Below are 17259 nucleotides of genomic sequence, written 5' to 3'. Positions count from 1 at the left end.
GCGGAAGCGGGTAATTTTCTTGCATCAATAATATCCATTTGGATATTATATAGAACTATAGGATCGCCGGGTTAATAGTTGGTTTGAGGTGGCCAATACTGTCTACCAAGGCATCGCTTACAGAGAGTATCCCTGAATCACTGCATTGCTCTTGCGCCCCTTCGCCAATGCAGGCTTGCAGCATATATTGTGCATTAGTGCGGTCATATAACGCTGCCTCTATTTCTAATGCCAGGGTTTCACTGCCCTGGGAAATATTTTCTGCAACCGGGCTAAAACCGGAGACGCCATCGGTATTTTCCAGCAGGTGGTAATGGCTGGCCCCCTCTGTATCGGTCCAGTTGAAGCGAAAAATCTTAACCGCCTCAAAGCTTAAAGTGAGATCTTTTGCCTGCCCTGGTTTGGCCGGGGTGTCATCTTCAGTTGAGGGATTCTCTGTTTCTGGTGGAGCATCGGCCACTGGCGGATTTTCTTCTGTGGCACTGTCGTTATCACTACTATCCGATCCGCCGCCGCTACAGGCGGAGACTAGCAGAGCAAGTAAGACGAACTGAATGGTTTTATGTCGGGTTCTTCGGTTAAGCAGTTATGGAATCTAGAATTGGGTTTTGGGTATTGATACGAAAGAAGTAGATATATATAAGCCCCCGGTTTTATCCGAGGGCTTCAGGCCTAGAATTCAGTTTCTCAGGCGGTAAGGCGTTAGTAGATATACACCGCCCCGCTATCTAATACGGAGTCATCCTGTTGATTACCCCCGATACCGGTGGCGTTACTATCTTCCTTCCGAGCCCCTACAGCGAGAGTCTGGCCATCGGCACTGAGACTGATTGAGTGACCAAAAAGGTCTGCTCGACTTGCATTGCTGGCTTTTAAATAGGCTTTCTGCTGCCAGTTATTTTCACTACGAACAAAGATATACACGGCTCCACTGTTATCTGCGGAATTATCCAGCTGGTCACCGCCGATGCCGATAGCACGACTATTTTCGTATGGAGCCTCTACCGCAAGGATTTGGCCATCGGCACTTAAACTCATTGAGTTGCCAAAACTGTCATATTCATCTGTATTACTGGCCTTAATGTAGGCTTGCTGTTGCCAGCTATCTTCAGTGCGGGCAAAGATATATACGGCTCCGGATGCATTAAGACTATTATCGCTCTCATCGCTATTAATGCCGGTAGCGCTACTCTTTTCTCTTCTAGCACCTACCGCGAGAGTCAGACCATCGGCACTTAGGCTGAGTGCTCCACCAAATCCATCTCCTTTATCGGTATTGCTGGCTTTAATGTAAGCCTGCTGTTGCCAGCTATCTCCACTGCGTGTAAAGACATAAGCAGCTCCAGAACCTGAAGCGCTATCATCGTTTTCATCGCCATTGATTCCGGTGGCACTGCTGCTTTCATTCGAAGCTCCTGCCGCCAGGGTCCGTCCATCGCCACTAAGGCTGACCGAGATACCAAAATGGTCATAGGAATCCGTAGTATTAGCTTTGATATAGGCTTGCTGTTGCCAGCTGTCTTCATCGCGATCAAAGATATAAACGGCCCCGGTTCCCGATATTTCATTATCTTGTTGATCACCATTGATACCAGTGGCTGCGCTCGATTCTAGGGGAGCTCCCACAGCTAAGCTCTGGCCGTCGGCACTTAGGCTTAACGAGTTGCCAAAGGTGTCGTCTGCATCGGTATTACTGGCCTTTAGGTAAGTCTGTTGCTGCCAGGTATTTTCATTGCGGGTAAAAATGTAGACTGCGCCGGACCATTTAGCGTTGTTGTCGCTCTGATCACCATTAATACCAGTGGCTTTACTGCGTTCCTGGGCTGCTCCTACTGCGAGGGTATGGCCATCAGCACTGAGGCTAAGGGCCCGGCCAAAACGATCATCAAAACCTGTGTTGCTAGCCTTGAGATAGGCCTGCTGTTGCCAGCGGTTTTGATTGCGGGCAAAGATGTAAACTGCCCCGGAATTAGTTGCATCATTATTGTTTTCATCGCCATCAATACCGGTGGTATTGCTATCTTCATTATCAGCGCCCACAGCCAGGGTCTGGCCATCGGCACTAAGGCTTATCACTCCGCCAAATAGATCCTCGGTATCGGTATTACTCGCCTTGAGGTAGCCAATGCTGTCAGCCAGAGTATCGTTAACAGAGAGTATTTCTGAATCAATGCACTGTTCCTCGGATTCTTCGATAGTGCAAGTTTGCAGCATATATTGTGCATTGGTGCGGTTATACAACGCAGCTTCTATCTCTAATGCTTGGGTTTCAGTGCCCTGGGGAATATTTTCTGCAACCGGGCTAAAACCAGAGACGCCGTCGGGATTTTCCAGCAGGTGGTAGTGGCTGGCCCCTTCTGCATCGGTCCAGTCGAAGCGAAAAATTTTAATTGCTTCAAAACTTAAAGTGAGATCTTTTGCCTGCGCAGGTGTGGCCGGGGTGTCATCTCCAGTTGAGGGATCTCCTGTTTCCGGCGGAGTATCATCTCCTGTTGATGGATCGGTTGTTTCTGGCGGAGTATCGCCACCCGTTGAGGGCGCGTCCGCTACCGGTGGGGTTTCTTCAGCGGTAGTGTCGTTATTGCTGCTACCTGATCCGCCACCGCTACAAGCGGAGAGCAGCAGGGTGATAAAAGTGAGCTGAATGGTTTTACTGAGCATGATTTTTAATGGTTGTGAACTTTGGCGTTTGATTATGCAAATAGTTCCTTCCGCAATTCAATTGCTCATCACGATAGTGATTGGATTTTTCTGATGGGGTTTTCAAAATCAATATTTTTATTTTTTGTTGATTGACTTTTGGTTGTTGATGTTTTCGGCTTTGAAAGCTGTGTTTTGGGTGAGTGGTTATGAATGGCATCCGTTTATAAAGGTTTTATACTTTTGCCTCACTTTGTTAATTGGTACACCTGGGGTGATTTGTTTTTATTTGTTGGGTCGGTGTATTGCTGAATTGTTCTTTTTTGGGTGAGTTTTGGAAGTACGGCCAAGAGGTCAGTTTGGAGTTAAGAGTAAGGCTGGGAAGGGGATTGTTGTATTATTTGGATCGGTATGAAACCTTGAAAGGCTTATGATGTTGGTATTCATAAAGTAAGCGCAAAAAAAAGCCCCCGATTTTATTCGGGGGCTTTTTTGATTCAGGGTAAAGATTTTTTCTTAGCCTTTAAATTCAGTATCCAGCTTCTTTTCAATCAGCTGCTTTTTCAGTTTGGCATACTGGGGTACGCCGTTTTTATAGGGAGGGTAGTCCTCACCCTGAATCAGTGGCAACAGATACTCGCGACCGGCTGCGGTAATGCCGAAACCGTCTTCGCTGATATAGTCTTTCGGCATAAATTTTTCCACGTTGGCCACTTCAGACAGCGGCGCTTCGGCGATAGACCAGCTGTACTCTTCACCCTCTGCGCGAATAATGGCCGGCATAATCGCGTTTTTGCCGGCTGCCGCCATTTCCACGGCGGCACGGCCCACGGCGTAGGCCTGCTCTACGTCGGTGGCGGAGGCGATATGGCGGGCGGCGCGCTGCAGGTAGTCGGCCAGTGCCCAGTGGTATTTTAAGCCCAGCTCGCTCTTGATTAAATTTGCGAGGGTCGGCGCTACGCCGCCCAGCTGTTTGTGGCCGAAGGCATCAGTGGTGCCGGCGTCGGCGAGGAAGGTGCCGTCTTCGTACTGGGCGCCTTCGGAGGCGACAATCACACAGTAGCCTTTCTCGTCCACGGTCTTCTGTACTTTGGCCAGGAACTTTTCTTTGTCGAAGGCCACTTCCGGGAACAGGATAATGTGTGGCGCATCGCCTTCTTCTTCTTGGGCCAGGGCGCCGGCAGCGGCAATCCAGCCGGCGTGGCGGCCCATGACTTCCAGAATAAAGACTTTGGTCGAGGTGGCGCACATGGAGGCCACGTCCATGGCGGCTTCCTTAGTGGAAACCGCGACGTATTTGGCTACGGAGCCGAATCCGGGGCAGTTATCGGTCAACGGCAGGTCGTTATCCACAGTCTTGGGGATGTGGATGGCCTGGATGGGGTAGCCCATGGTCTCGGACAGCTGGGATATTTTTAGGCAGGTGTCGGCGGAGTCACCGCCACCGTTATAGAAGAAGTAGCCGATGTCGTGGGCCTTGAACACTTCGATCAGACGTTCGTACTCGGCGCGGTTCTCTTCCAGGCTCTTTAACTTGTAACGGCAGGAACCGAAGGCGCCGGAGGGGGTGTGGCGCAGTGCGGCGATATCTTCCAGGCTCTCCTGGCTCACGTCGATCAGTTCCTCGCGCAGTGCGCCGAGGATGCCGTTGAGTCCCGCGTAGACTTTACCGATTTTGTCCTGGTTCTCACGGGCAGCTTCAATTACGCCGCAGGCGGAGGCATTGATTACGGCAGTCACACCACCGGACTGCGCGTAAAAGGCGTTCTTCTTCGACATGGTTATCCTGTTTTCATAGAAATCTTGGGAGGTGACCCGATCCGGCGGTTCATCAGGCACTCTTAGGTTGGTACCTGTGGGGAACTCCGGGAGCTCGTATCGGGTGTCGGCCACTGCTGGAAAACTCCTACCACCCTACTGGGGGTGAGGCCGATCTGTGCGGGGGCGGAGTCTAATGGAATAGCGAATAAATTGCATGGCAAACGGGGTATTTGGCAATTACTGCCCGGTTTCGCCATGTTAAGCTTGCGCCGCAACCTCGAGGAGTACAGATTTCCGCCATGCATATCCACATTTTAGGTATTTGCGGCACCTTTATGGGCAGCCTAGCCCAGTTGGCTGTGGCCGAAGGACACCGGGTCACCGGCAGCGACGCCAATATCTATCCGCCCATGAGCACTCAATTACAGCAGGCGGGTATCCAGATCACCGAGGGCTATGACCCCGGCCAACTGCAGCCGGCGCCGGATCTGGTCATTGTCGGCAATGCCATGTCTCGCGGTAATCCCGCCGTGGAAGCGGTGCTGGAACAGGGGCTGCCCTATACCTCTGGTGCCCAGTGGCTGTGCGACCACTTTCTCGGCGGGCGCTGGGTGTTGGCGGTGTCTGGCACCCACGGCAAAACCACCACGGCCAGTATGCTGGCCTGGATTCTGGAAGTGGCGGATATGCGACCGGGCTTCCTGATCGGTGGCGTACCGGGGAATTTCGGGGTGTCGGCACGACTGGGGGAGTCTCCCTTCTTTATTGTGGAGGCGGACGAATACGACACCGCCTTTTTCGATAAGCGCTCCAAGTTTGTGCACTACCGTCCGCGCACGGTGATTATCAACAACCTGGAATTCGATCACGCGGATATCTTCGATGATCTGGCGGCAATCCAGCGGCAATTCCATCATCTGGTGCGTACCGTACCGGCAAATGGTCTGATTGTTGCCGCTGCAGAGGAAAATATTGAACAGGTACTGGAGCAGGGCTGCTGGAGTGAAGTGCAGCGCTTCGCTAGCGAAGACCAGCAAGATATCGGCGCCGGAGACTGGCGCGCGGTGGATATCGCTGCGGATGGCAGTAGCTTCTCCGTACAGTTGGAAGGGGCCGAGGTGGCGCGTGTGGAGTGGGATCTCACCGGTATGCACAATGTGCGCAATGGCCTCGCGGCCATGGCAGCGGCCCGGCATGTGGGTGTGGTACCGGCGCTGAGCGCCGCCGCGCTGGGCCGATTCGAGGGGGTGAAGCGCCGTATGGAGTGCCTCGGTGAAGTGGCCGGTATTCGCGTATACGATGACTTTGCCCACCACCCCACGGCAATCGAATCCACTCTCAGTGGGCTTAGAGCCAAAGTGGGCGAGGACAAAATCATCGCCCTGATCGAACCGCGCTCCAACACTATGCGTATGGGCGTACACCAGAATCAATTGGCGAATGCCTGCAGCGGTGCCGATATGGTGCTTTGGTATCAGCCCCAGGGTATGAATTGGTCTCTGGAAGAGGTTACCCATCACTCCCCGGTACCCGCAAAGATTTTTGACACCATTGAAGCTGGGGTGGAATCGGCCCTACAGCTCGCCGGTGAGGGCAGTCACCTGGTGGTGATGAGTAACGGCGGATTTGGCGGTATTCACCAGCGCCTGATGGGGGCCCTGGAACAAAAATACAACCGCCCAACTTAATCAACATCGGTGACCACAGCCGATGGCTGTGGTTGCACAACTGAGGGATCAACCTTGCCGCCCACTTTCGATCAAACCGTCACCCTGGCGATGACCGGGGCCTCCGGGGCCCAATACGGCCTGCGCCTGCTGCAGTGCCTGCTCGCCTCTAATGTGCGTGTGTGGCTGTTAATGTCCGATGCGGCACAGGTGGTTATCAATACCGAGACTGATCTGCTCTTGCCCGAGGGGGATGATGAAACCCTGCAGGCTTTTCTCGCCGATCGATTCGCGGCAAAAGAGGGTCAGTTAACCCTTTTTGGCAAGCGCGATTGGTTTTCCCCGGTGGCCTCCGGCACAGGCGCCCCGGCCAGTATGGTGATCTGTCCGGCCAGCGGCGGCACGCTCTCGGCGGTCGCCTGTGGGGCCTCGAATAACTTGATCGAACGCGCTGCGGATGTTGCCCTGAAAGAGCGCCGCCAGCTGATTTTGGTTCCGCGCGAAGCGCCCTATTCAGAAATCCATCTGGAAAATATGCTCAAACTTACCCGTATGGGCGCGATGATCCTGCCGGCCAGCCCCGGCTTTTATCAGAAGCCGCGCACGGTTGAGGATATTGTGGATTTTGTGGTGGCGAGAATGCTCGACCAGTTGGGCGTGGAACAGAAGTTACTGCCCGCCTGGGGTGCGTAGACCTCTGAGGGGGCGAATACCGTGAAGCCGAGTATAACTATTCATTATTGTGTGCAGTGCAACTGGATGTTGCGGGCTACCTGGATGGCCCAGGAGTTGCTTTATACCTTTGCCGATGACCTCCAGGAGGTTGCATTACAACCCGGAACTGGAGGAGTATTCGAAATCCACATTGGTGAAAATTTGATCTGGGAACGCAAACGCGATGGCGGTTTTCCCGGAGCAAAGGAACTGAAGCGGCGCGTGCGGGACCTGCTGTTTCCCGAGCGCGACCTGGGACATATCGATACTCCCTGAAAATATTTCCAATAGCGCCGTGTAAACGCAAATTTTGTATTTGCACCAGCACCGTCGGGGCGATCAAAATATGCGCCGCATCGCGGCCCACTGATTTATTGGATAGAAGCGGAAACTTATGCTGTCAGCTTTCAAGAATTGTTACGAATACCTGGTGACCAAGCGGCCTGTGGCTGTATTGGTGGTGATCGGCCTGCTCACACTGCTGGCGGCACTGGGCTTGCCCCGCTTCAAGATCGACGCCTCGGCCGATTCCCTCACCTTGGAAGCGGACAAATCCCTAGATTACTTCCGTGAGATTGCCGAGCGTTACGCCAGTGGGGATTTCCTGGTAGTTACCTACCGCTATAAAGACGGCGACCTGTTTAGCGATAGATCTCTGCAAACCCTGAGCAAGCTGCGCGACGAGCTCGCCGGGGTGGATGGCGTTTCCAGTGTGCAGACCATTCTCGATGTACCGCTGCTGTACAGCCCCAAACTGTCCCTGACCGATATTACCGACGAGATTCGCACTCTGTCGCAGTCGGATACCGATCGGGACCTGGCCCGCCAGGAGTTTCTCTCCAGCCCTATCTACCGCGAATTGATCCTGAGCCCCGATGGCCAGACCACCGCGTTGCTCGCCAACCTCAAGTTGGATAGTCGCGGTATTGAACTGGTGCGCGAGCGCGATGCCCTGCGCCGCAAGCGCAATAGCGAGGGGCTTTCTGCGGAGGAAACGGCGCGCCTTGAAGAGGTGAGTGCCATTTATCTGGAGCACCGCACTATTCAGGAGCAGGAGGCGCACAAGCGAGTGGCTACGGTGCGGGCCATTCTCGCCGGTTACGATGGCGAGGCGGAGTTGTTCCTCGGCGGTGTGACCATGATCACCGCGGATATGATCTCGTTTATCAAAAGCGATCTGGTGGTGTTCGGGGTAGGTATTCTCGCTTTCATTATCCTTACCCTGTTGTTGATCTTCCGCCAGCCGCGCTGGGTAATGCTGCCACTGCTCACCTGTGTCACCACCGCGGTAATGATCCTGGGGCTGTTCAGCTGGCTCGATTGGCGTATGACGGTGATTTCTGCGAACTTTGTGGCACTGTTGCTGATTATCACTCTGGCCATCACTATCCACCTTGCGGTGCGCTACCGCGAATATATTGCGCAAAACCCCCAGTGGGGGCGTCAGGAACTGGTGCTGCAGACCGTGCGCTTTATGGCTAAGCCCTGTCTGTATACGGCTCTGACCACGATTGTTGCCTTTGCCTCACTGGTGGTGAGCGGTATACGCCCGGTGATCGACTTCGGCTGGATGATGACCCTGGGCGTTACTCTGGCCCTGATATTGTCTTTCCTGATCATTCCCAGCTTTTTGATGATTCTGCCCAAGCGCCAGGGCAAGGTGAGCGAGGATAACTCCCACGCGTTTACCCTGCGTTTTTCCAGCTTTGCCGAGCGCCATAAGTTTGTGGTACTCGGGGTTTCCCTACTGGCTGCGGTGGTTAGTGTGGTGGGTATGTCCCGGCTCAAGGTGGAAAACCGTTTTATCGATTACTTCGATGATTCCACCGAGATTTATCAAGGCATGCTGGTGATCGACCGCCGCCTGGGTGGCACCGTGACTCTGGATATTATCCTCGATAAACCCGAGCAAGAAGAGCCGGCCTTTGAGGGCGAGGAAGATCCTTTTGCGATGGAAGCGGAAGAAGATCCGTTTGCGGTGGAAGAGGACCCCTTTGCCTCCGAGGACCCCTTCGGCAGCGAAGAGGCGGCCCCAGAGCAGAGCTACTGGTTTACCGTGGCCGGCCTCAGCACGCTGGAGCAATTGCACGATTATCTGGAAGAGCAGCCGGAGATCGGCAAGGTGCAGTCCCTGGCCACGCTGTATAAGGTGGCCCGCGATCTGAAAGGCGGTCAGCTCAACGACTTCGAACTGGCGGTGGCCAATACCAGCCTGCCGGCAGAAATCCGCGGTGTACTGGTGGACCCCTACCTCTCGGTGGAGCACAACCAGGCACGCATCACTCTGCGTGTGATGGAAACCGACCCGAACCTGCGCCGCAGTGAGTTGATTGAGCGTATTTACGACTACGCCCACAGCGAAATGGGCATAGCGCCGGAAAATATTCACCAGACTGGCTTGCTGGTACTGTACAACAATATGCTGCAGAGCCTGTTCAAATCACAGATTCTGACTCTGGGTGCGGTGTTTGTGGGCATTCTGTTGATGTTCCTGGTGCTGTTCCGCTCCCTGTCGATCGCCATCATTGCGCTGGTGCCGAATATGCTGGCGGCCTGTGTGGTGCTCGGGGGTATGGGCCTCGCCGGTATCCCACTGGATATGATGACCATCACTATCGCCGCGATTACCGTCGGTATCGGCGTGGACCACGCGATCCACTACCTGTATCGCTTCCGCGCTGAGTTTGCCAAAGATGGTAACTACCTGGCCACCATGCACCGCAGCCATGCGACGATCGGTCGCGCCATGTTTTATACGGCGATCACGATTATCGCCGGCTTCTCGATCCTGGCCCTGTCCAAGTTTGTACCGTCGATTTATTTTGGTCTGCTGACGGCGCTGGCGATGTCTGCGGCGCTATTGGGCTCACTCACCCTGTTGCCATTATTGCTGGTGATGTTTAAGCCCCTGGGAGCCAAAGCCAAAGCCGAGGTTGAGGGCGAAGCCGAAATGCCCGAATCTGCCGCCGGTGCCTAAATAACCACGGTGAATTTTTGAAAATAAAGCAATCGGATCTATCCCCAATGTCAGTCAGTAGGCTTAACTGGCTGGCATTTTCTTTTTAAGGGGCATTTGTAGTTCGCAGTGAGGAGGTTGGTATCGGCTTCAGAGAGTGCTGGGCGACAGGGTAGGTAGGATTTGCAGCCTGATTGAATTACATAAAAAAATCCGGAATCCCCGCTGGGAATTCCGGATTTTTCTTGCCCGATCAGTGAAAGAAAGTCTGTACTGTCCGGCATTGAGGTGGCTTTCTGTTGGTTGAAAGCCTCTGAGCTATCAGTCTTGGCGGCTGGTGATTTCCAGCAGGTGGTAGCCAAACTGGGTTTTCACCGGGCCGTGCACCTTGTGCAGCTCTTCAGAAAAAACGACCTTGTCGAATTCAGGCACCATCATGCCTTTACTGAATTCACCCAGGTCACCGCCGGAGCGACCGGAAGGGCACTGGGAAAATTGCTCGGCGACCTTACTGAAATCTGCACCATTTTCGATCTGCTCTTTCAGTTCTTGGCACTTGCCTTCACTCTCGACCAGGATGTGGCGGGCTGTTGCTTTGGGCATCAATAGTCTCCATTGGTTTGATAAACCGCAGCAGCTTAATAGCTGGAGGCTGCGCTTGCCACTGGCAATTATCGCGAACGAGCAGGAATTTCTGCCGCTCCCTCAGGATTGGCGCTAAAACGACTCGGCGGCTATCTGCGGAGCCTGTTGCCAATGTTATCTTTAGTGAGCAAACCCACCAGCGAGAAAACACCTTGCAACAGATCCCTCTTTTCCCCTTGAGCGTCCCTCTATATCCAGGGGTTGCCCTGCCGCTGCGTATTTTTGAGCAGCGCTATTTACATCTGGTGAGTGAGTCACTGAAAACAGATAGCGGCTTTGGCGCTGTGCTGATTCGCTCGGGTGGTGAGGTGGGCAGCGCTTCGGTGTGGCCTCTTGGTGTCTATGTGCATATTGTCGACTGGAGTCAGGGGGAGGGGGGGCTGCTGCATGTTCAGGTGGTCGGGCGGCGGCGTTTCCGTATCAGTCACACCGAGCGGGCCGAGGATGGCCTTTTACTCGGTGATGTGGAGTGGTTACCGGACAATGCGCCCAGGCCGATACCGGCCGATTGCGACGGTCTGTTGACCGTGCTGGAAGAATTAAAAGAGCGCGCCAAAAATCTCTCTCTCAAATTCGACAGTGTCGATTCTGCCGATGCCCTGTCCTGGCAGCTGGCCCAGCTGTTGCCTCTGGAGGACAAGGCGCGGGTGGACTTATTGGCTCTGGAAGACCCGCTGGCACGCCTGGCCAACATCGCCGAGAGCCTGGATCGTTGGACTAAGGAGTGAATCCGGGAGTTACACCGGGTATTCAGCCCCTATTTATGCCGTTTAAACCCTTTGTCACTGGGGTATACTGCGCGGCCGACCGGATTTCGCACGGAGAGCCAAGTGACTACAACCACTACCACTGATCTGCAATCCACCCGCGACAAACTCGAACAGATGGGCCGCGCTGCACGCGCCGCCTCGCGTTTGATGGCGCGCGCCGATACCGAAGGCAAGAATCGCGCCCTCAGGGCAATTGCGGCACAACTGGAGGCCCAGCGTATTCAATTGGCCGAGGCCAACGCCACGGATATGCAGGCGGGTCGTGAACGCGGCCTGGATGCGGCCCTGCTCGATCGGCTGGAGCTCAATGAAGCGCGTATCGACGGGATGATCGAAGGGTTGATACAGGTAGCGGATTTGCCCGATCCGGTGGGGGAAATTGAGGATTTATGTTACCGCCCCAGTGGTATCCAGGTGGGCAAGATGCGCGTACCCCTCGGCGTGGTGGGTATTATTTACGAGTCCCGCCCCAATGTGACCATAGATGCGGCGAGCCTCTGTTTGAAATCCGGCAACGCGACTATTTTGCGTGGCGGCAGCGAAGCACTGCACTCCAATCAGGCTATCGCTGCCTGCATCAGTGCGGGGCTGCGCGAGGCGGGGTTGCCGCAAACGGCAGTGCAGGTGGTAGACACCAGCGATCGCGCCGCGGTGGGTGCCCTGATCACTATGCCCGATTATGTGGATGTGGTCGTGCCCCGAGGTGGTACCGGTCTGATCGAGCGGGTCAGTCGCGAGGCCACGGTACCGGTAATTAAGCACTTACACGGTGTCTGCCATGTGTTTATCGACGACCTAGCCGATGAGCAGATGGCTTTTGAAATTGCCCTAAACGCCAAGACCCACCGCTACGGTGTGTGCAATGCCATGGAGAGTTTACTGGTGGCCGAGGGTATCGCCGAGGGTATCCTGCCGCGCCTGGCCGAGGCCTATATGCTCAAAGGGGTGGAGCTGCGCGGTTGCGAGCGCACCAGAGAGATACTGCCTCAGATCAATGCAGCCGGCGACAGCGATTGGAGCGAGGAGTACCTGGCCCCAATCCTGGCGATTCGTGTGGTGGCAAATATGGACGAAGCCATGGATCATATCGCCCGTTACGGCTCCGGCCACACCGAGGCGATTGTGACCCAGGATTACAGCCGCAGCCGGCGTTTTCTTGCAGAGGTGGATGCCAGTTCGGTGATCGTCAATGCTTCCACCCGCTTTGCGGATGGATTTGAATACGGTCTGGGGGCGGAAATTGGTATCAGTACTGATAAAATCCACGCCCGTGGCCCGGTGGGGCTTGAGGGACTCACCTCGCAGAAGTGGATTGTACTGGGGGACGGGCATATTCGCCGTTAGTTTCCCCCGACTCCGGTAGCCAGTTAAGAGGTAATTTTGGCAACTAAGCGGCAGACCATCGCCCTGTTTGGCGGTACTTTCGACCCGGTGCATTTCGGCCACCTGCGCATGGCGCTGGAGCTGCGCCAGGCCCTGGGCTTCGATGAAATGCGCCTGTTACCGAGCCACCAGCCGCGCCATCGCCAGAGTCCGGGAGTCTCCTCGCAGCAGCGTAGCGAGATGCTGGCACTGGCCTTAGCGGGCTGTAGCGAGCTGCAACTGGACGAGCGCGAGTTACACCGCGGCGGTGATACCTTTACGGTGGATACCCTAGAGGAATTGCGAGCAGAACTGGGTCCGCAAGTCTCCATCAGTTTTTGTATGGGGTTGGATTCCCTGCTGAACCTGCACCTTTGGCACCGCTGGCAGCGGCTATTGGAACTGGCGCACCTAGTGGTGGTGACACGGCCGGGTTGGCATTTGCCCGGCGAAGAGAAACAGGGTGAGCAGGGCGAACATCACCCGTTAGCAGAGCTACTGAAGTACCACCGCGCCGAGGTGGCGGATCTGCACGACAGACCCCACGGCTGCCTGGTAGTGCGCGAGCAAACCCTGTTGCCAATTTCCGCTACACAAATTCGCCAGCTGCTTGGCAGCGGCCAGTCGCCGCGTTTTCTACTGCCGGCAACTGTGCTGCAATATATTGAAGACCATCAACTTTACATAGAATCGGTCGCCACAGGCGGCCAGTAATGAATCAAGGTGTTATGACAAATATTAAAGATATCGCGCTGAATGCTCTGGAAGATCTGAAAGGCAAGGACATTGTCGCCCTGGATGTATCCGGATTATCCGATGTAATGGACAACCTGCTGATTTGCACCGGTACCTCCAGCCGTCAGGTGAAGTCACTGGCGGATAATGTCGTAGAGGAAATCAAAAAAGAGGGCGTGCGCCCGATTGGTGTCGAAGGTAAAGAGCTGGGCGAGTGGGTACTGGTGGACTACGGCGACCTGGTGGTACATGTAATGCTGGCCGACGTGCGCGGTTTCTACGACCTGGAAAAACTTTGGTCTATGACGCCGAATACCCGCAGCGAGGCGGATGGTAGCGACCCGCACCAGGGCTGAGTAACGTGAAGATTCGCATTCTCGCGGCCGGGGGCAAAATGCCAGGCTGGGTACAGGAGGGGTATGCCGAATACGCCAAGCGCCTGCCCCGTGAAATTGCACTGGAAATGGTTGAGATCCCTCTGGGCCAGCGCAGCCAGAAAAGCTCCGCGGCGCTGATTGACAAGGCGCGCAAGAAAGAGGGGGAGGCCATGCTCGCTGCCATCGGTCCTCGCGATCATGTGGTTGCGCTGGATGTAAAAGGCAAGCCCTGGAGCACGGAGCAACTTTCCGGGCAGTTGCGCGACTGGCAGCTTTTGGGGGAAAACGTCAGCCTGCTGATCGGGGGGCCCGACGGCCTCTCCCTGGAGTGCCTGGATAAGGCGCGCCAGCGCTGGTCGCTCTCCCCTCTGACTTTGCCGCACCCTCTGGTGCGCGTGGTTTTGGCCGAGCAGATTTACCGTGCCTGGACCCTGCTTGCCGGCCACCCCTATCACAAGTGAGATATTTGCGACCAAGTGTGGAGAGATTTGCCAAATGGGATTCTCTCTCCGCGCCCTCGCTGTGGTAATGTAGTCCGATTAGACTTTTCCCGCGCCAGTCAAAATCGTTCAAAAAACGCCAATGCCTCACGATCATCATTTCAAGGATCCACACACGGAACAGCGATTGTTTCGCAACCGTATGTTGGTGGCCATTATTGGCGTGATTGTATTGCTGGGCGTTTTGGTCGCGCGGTTTTACAACCTGCAGGTAGTGAATTACGACGACTACCGCACTCAATCCGATGACAACCGTATCCAGGTGCGTCCGGTTGCGCCAACCCGCGGGTTAATTTACGACCGCAGCGGAATATTACTGGCGGATAACCGCGCCAGTTACAATCTTTCTATTGTGCGCGAGCGGGTGAAAGACCTGGGCGCGACCCTCGAGTTAATCGGCCACTTGGTTCGCTTGGACGACGGCGATGTGGCCAAGTTTCGCAAGCGTTTGAAGCGCCGCCGCCCGTTTGAGCCTGTGCCTCTGAGGTTTCGTCTGAGTGAAGAGGAAATCGCACGCATCAGCGTCAACCAGTTCCGTATGCCGGGGGTTTCTGTGGAAGCCGAGCTGGTGCGTTACTATGCCCTGGGAGACCTTTTTGCGCACAGTGTGGGCTATGTGGGGCGTATTAGCGATCGAGACCTGAGTAATTTCACCAAAGAGGATGTGCGCCTGTATCGCGGTACCCGCAGTATCGGCAAGGTCGGACTGGAGCGCTCCTATGAAAAGACTTTGCTCGGTGAAGTGGGCTATGAAAATGTGGAGATCAATGCGCGCGGGCGTGTTCTACGCGTGCTGGAACGCCAGGACCCCAAACCAGGTGTGGATCTAAGCCTGCACCTGGATACCCAACTGCAGCAGGTGGCCTCCGATGCCCTGGGGGATCGACGCGGTGCGGTTGTTGCCATCGATGTAAATACTGGCGGTGTCCTGGCCTTTGTCAGCAAGCCCTCCTTCGACCCCAACCTGTTTGTGACCGGCATCAGTTTTGCCGATTACCGTGCCCTCAGTGATTCCCTCGATGTGCCGCTGTTTAACCGCGCCGTGCAGGGCCAGTACCCACCGGGATCCACCCTAAAGCCATTGATGGGGCTCGGTGGACTCGAGGCGGGGTTGATTTCCCGTGAGACCAAAATCAAGGACCCCGGTTTTTATAAGCTGCCCAATGACCCGCGTATTTATCGCGACCATATCCGCTGGGGACACGGCAATAAAGTCGATTTAATCCAGGCCTTGGCGCAGAGTTGCGACGTTTATTTCTGGGATATGGCGCACCGCTGGGACATCGATGGTATGCACGATATGGCCAGCCACTTTGGCCTGGGTTCGAAAACCGGTATCGACCTGCCGATGGAGCGCGCGGGCCTGTTTCCCTCGCGGGACTGGAAACGCGGTGCGCGGGGTATGCCCTGGTTCCCTGGGGACAGTTTAAATGCCGTACTGGGGCAGGGCTTTGTATTGGCGACACCACTGCAACTGGCGGTGATGACGGCCACGATCGCCAACCGGGGTACACATTACCGTCCGCAAATGGTGAAAAGCGTTAACGGCGTGGTCCAGCCGCCGGAGGTTTTACATAACCTGGAGGCGCATCCGAATAATTGGGATCTGGTCTTTGAGGGCATGGAAGCGGTGGTGAATCGCATTGACGGCACAGGTAAACGCGCCGGTGAGGGACTCAATTTCCGAGTGGCCGGTAAATCCGGCACAGCCCAGGTGGTGGGTATCGCCCAGGGGGCCCGTTACGATTCTGAGGCTCTGCAGGAGCGCCACCGGGATCACGCCCTGTTTGTCGCCTTCGCACCGGTGGATAAACCCCGCATTGCCGTGGCTGTTCTGGTGGAGAACGGCGAGGGTGGTGGCAAAGTGGCGGCGCCTGTGGCGCGGGAGCTCTTTGCCGAGTGGGTGCCGCGCCCTGATACCCAGGTGGAGACGGCCCAGGAAACCGCATTGAGCGAGGGGGCGGATAATGGCTAGCCGCGACTTTTCCCACCGGCTGTCCGATGCCCACGGTAGTCTCAGAAAACCGGTAAGCTTGGCGCGCCGTCTGCACATCGATGTACCGCTGTTGGTCTTATTGCTGGTTTTGGCCTCCGTGGGGCTGGGGATGCTCTACAGCGCCTCGGGTGGTGATATGAGCTATGTGCGACGCCAGTCTATCTTTATGTGCCTGGCATTTTTGGGCATGTTAATTGTCTCGCAGGTTCCTCTGGATTTTTACCGGCGCTGGTCGCCCTGGGCCTATCTGGGGGGGTGTGCACTACTCGTGGGGGTGCTTCTATTTGGCACGGGTGCCAAGGGCGCCCAGCGTTGGCTGGAGATCGCGGGATTTCGTTTTCAGCCCTCAGAGGTAATGAAGCTTGGCGTGCCGATGGCGGTGGCGGCTTTTCTGCACCAGCGCGCCCAGCCCCCCTCTTTAGTGACAGTCATTGGCGCCTTAGCCATTGTAGCCGTGCCGGCCGCGTTGATCGTGCGTCAACCGGATCTGGGCACCTCAATCCTGATCGCCGCCTCCGGCCTGTTCGCACTTTATCTGGCCGGATTGAGCTGGAAAATGATCGGTGCGGCGGCCATGGGAGTGTTGGTTGCCGCCTGGCCGATTTGGCAGTGGGGTCTGAGGGACTATCAGCGCCAGCGCATCCTGACATTACTGAATCCCGACGATGATCGCTTTGGTGCCGGCTGGAATATTTTCAATTCGAAAGCCGCAATCGGCTCCGGGGGCATGTACGGGAAAGGGTACCTGCAGGGCACCCAATCACAGCTGGACTTTCTACCGGAGAGTCATACGGATTTTATTATTGCGGTACTGGCGGAGGAGTGGGGCATGCGCGGTGTTTTGTTGCTGTTGTTGCTCTATGTGCTGGTGATCGCACGGGGTATCTATATTAGCTTTATGGCACAACACCTGTTTGGAAGGTTATTGGCCGGGAGTATTACCCTCACTTTTTTTGTCTATGTGTTTGTAAACATTGGTATGGTTACGGGATTGTTGCCAGTGGTGGGGGTACCCTTGCCAGTGATCAGCTACGGTGGTACCTCACTGATTACCTTGATGGCGGGATTCGGTATTCTCATGGCCGTAGGGACAGAGCGGCGCAGAGTGCATTTCTAATGGGCCTGCAGCTAAATAA

Annotated in this window: 15 protein-coding genes; 11 read left to right on the top strand and 4 right to left on the bottom strand. The window is 55.4% G+C overall.

The window, feature by feature from the left end:
* Positions 1 to 55: 55 nt before the first annotated feature.
* The 3 genes from Q1A69_RS11710 to Q1A69_RS11700 all read right to left on the bottom strand — a co-directional run bounded on the left by Q1A69_RS11710 (position 56) and on the right by Q1A69_RS11700 (position 4419).
* On the bottom strand, positions 56 to 460 hold the full coding sequence (locus Q1A69_RS11710) for a hypothetical protein (protein WP_299585455.1): 405 nt from the start codon (positions 458 to 460) through the stop codon (positions 56 to 58).
* Positions 461 to 702: 242 nt separating this feature from the next.
* Positions 703 to 2661 (bottom strand): histidine kinase, encoded by a 1959-nt coding sequence (locus tag Q1A69_RS11705; RefSeq protein ID WP_299585453.1) that lies wholly within the window; start codon positions 2659 to 2661, stop codon positions 703 to 705.
* 495 nt (positions 2662 to 3156) lie between these two features.
* Positions 3157 to 4419 (bottom strand): 6-phosphofructokinase, encoded by a 1263-nt coding sequence (locus Q1A69_RS11700; RefSeq protein ID WP_299585461.1) that lies wholly within the window; start codon positions 4417 to 4419, stop codon positions 3157 to 3159.
* A 281-nt stretch (positions 4420 to 4700) separates the two neighbouring features.
* Between Q1A69_RS11700 and mpl the strand changes: the two genes are divergently transcribed.
* The 4 genes from mpl (at position 4701) to Q1A69_RS11680 (ending at position 9759) form a co-directional block, all read left to right on the top strand.
* Positions 4701 to 6089 (top strand): UDP-N-acetylmuramate:L-alanyl-gamma-D-glutamyl-meso-diaminopimelate ligase, encoded by a 1389-nt coding sequence (mpl, locus tag Q1A69_RS11695; RefSeq protein WP_299585451.1) that lies wholly within the window; start codon positions 4701 to 4703, stop codon positions 6087 to 6089.
* A 54-nt stretch (positions 6090 to 6143) separates the two neighbouring features.
* Positions 6144 to 6761, top strand: coding sequence for a flavin prenyltransferase UbiX (locus Q1A69_RS11690; protein WP_299585449.1), 618 nt, complete (start codon positions 6144 to 6146; stop codon positions 6759 to 6761).
* 21 nt (positions 6762 to 6782) lie between these two features.
* Complete coding sequence (locus Q1A69_RS11685) at positions 6783 to 7058, top strand: SelT/SelW/SelH family protein (RefSeq protein WP_299585447.1); 276 nt, start codon at positions 6783 to 6785, stop codon at positions 7056 to 7058.
* Positions 7059 to 7176: 118 nt separating this feature from the next.
* Complete coding sequence (locus Q1A69_RS11680) at positions 7177 to 9759, top strand: MMPL family transporter (protein WP_299585445.1); 2583 nt, start codon at positions 7177 to 7179, stop codon at positions 9757 to 9759.
* Between the two features lie 300 nt (positions 9760 to 10059).
* On the opposite strand, the gene Q1A69_RS11675 is transcribed toward Q1A69_RS11680, so the two are convergent.
* Positions 10060 to 10341 (bottom strand): peptidylprolyl isomerase, encoded by a 282-nt coding sequence (locus Q1A69_RS11675; protein ID WP_299585443.1) that lies wholly within the window; start codon positions 10339 to 10341, stop codon positions 10060 to 10062.
* A 194-nt stretch (positions 10342 to 10535) separates the two neighbouring features.
* Between Q1A69_RS11675 and Q1A69_RS11670 the strand changes: the two genes are divergently transcribed.
* The 7 genes from Q1A69_RS11670 (at position 10536) to rodA (ending at position 17240) form a co-directional block, all read left to right on the top strand.
* Positions 10536 to 11111, top strand: a complete 576-nt coding sequence (locus tag Q1A69_RS11670; protein WP_299585441.1) for an LON peptidase substrate-binding domain-containing protein — start codon at positions 10536 to 10538, stop codon at positions 11109 to 11111.
* Between the two features lie 102 nt (positions 11112 to 11213).
* Positions 11214 to 12497, top strand: coding sequence for a glutamate-5-semialdehyde dehydrogenase (locus Q1A69_RS11665; protein ID WP_299585439.1), 1284 nt, complete (start codon positions 11214 to 11216; stop codon positions 12495 to 12497).
* Between the two features lie 36 nt (positions 12498 to 12533).
* Positions 12534 to 13229, top strand: coding sequence for a nicotinate-nucleotide adenylyltransferase (nadD, locus tag Q1A69_RS11660; RefSeq protein ID WP_299585437.1), 696 nt, complete (start codon positions 12534 to 12536; stop codon positions 13227 to 13229).
* Complete coding sequence (rsfS, locus tag Q1A69_RS11655) at positions 13229 to 13606, top strand: ribosome silencing factor (protein ID WP_299585435.1); 378 nt, start codon at positions 13229 to 13231, stop codon at positions 13604 to 13606. Before nadD ends, rsfS begins: the two co-directional genes overlap by 1 nt.
* Before the next feature lie 5 nt (positions 13607 to 13611).
* A complete protein-coding gene (gene rlmH, locus Q1A69_RS11650; RefSeq protein WP_299585433.1) occupies positions 13612 to 14088 on the top strand; it encodes a 23S rRNA (pseudouridine(1915)-N(3))-methyltransferase RlmH in 477 nt (158 codons plus the stop codon).
* A 121-nt stretch (positions 14089 to 14209) separates the two neighbouring features.
* Positions 14210 to 16102, top strand: coding sequence for a penicillin-binding protein 2 (gene mrdA / locus Q1A69_RS11645; protein WP_299585431.1), 1893 nt, complete (start codon positions 14210 to 14212; stop codon positions 16100 to 16102).
* Positions 16095 to 17240 carry a rod shape-determining protein RodA gene (gene rodA, locus Q1A69_RS11640; RefSeq protein ID WP_299585430.1) on the top strand — a complete coding sequence of 382 codons (1146 nt, stop codon included), beginning with the start codon at positions 16095 to 16097 and terminating at the stop codon, positions 17238 to 17240. Before mrdA ends, rodA begins: the two co-directional genes overlap by 8 nt.
* The last annotated feature ends 19 nt before the right edge of the window (positions 17241 to 17259 follow it).

The organism is uncultured Microbulbifer sp., from assembly GCF_947498635.1.
Taxonomy (GTDB): domain Bacteria; phylum Pseudomonadota; class Gammaproteobacteria; order Pseudomonadales; family Cellvibrionaceae; genus Microbulbifer; species Microbulbifer echini.
The sequence above is the reverse complement of the archived record's forward strand: the minus strand, read 5'-3'. Positions and strand labels throughout refer to the sequence as shown.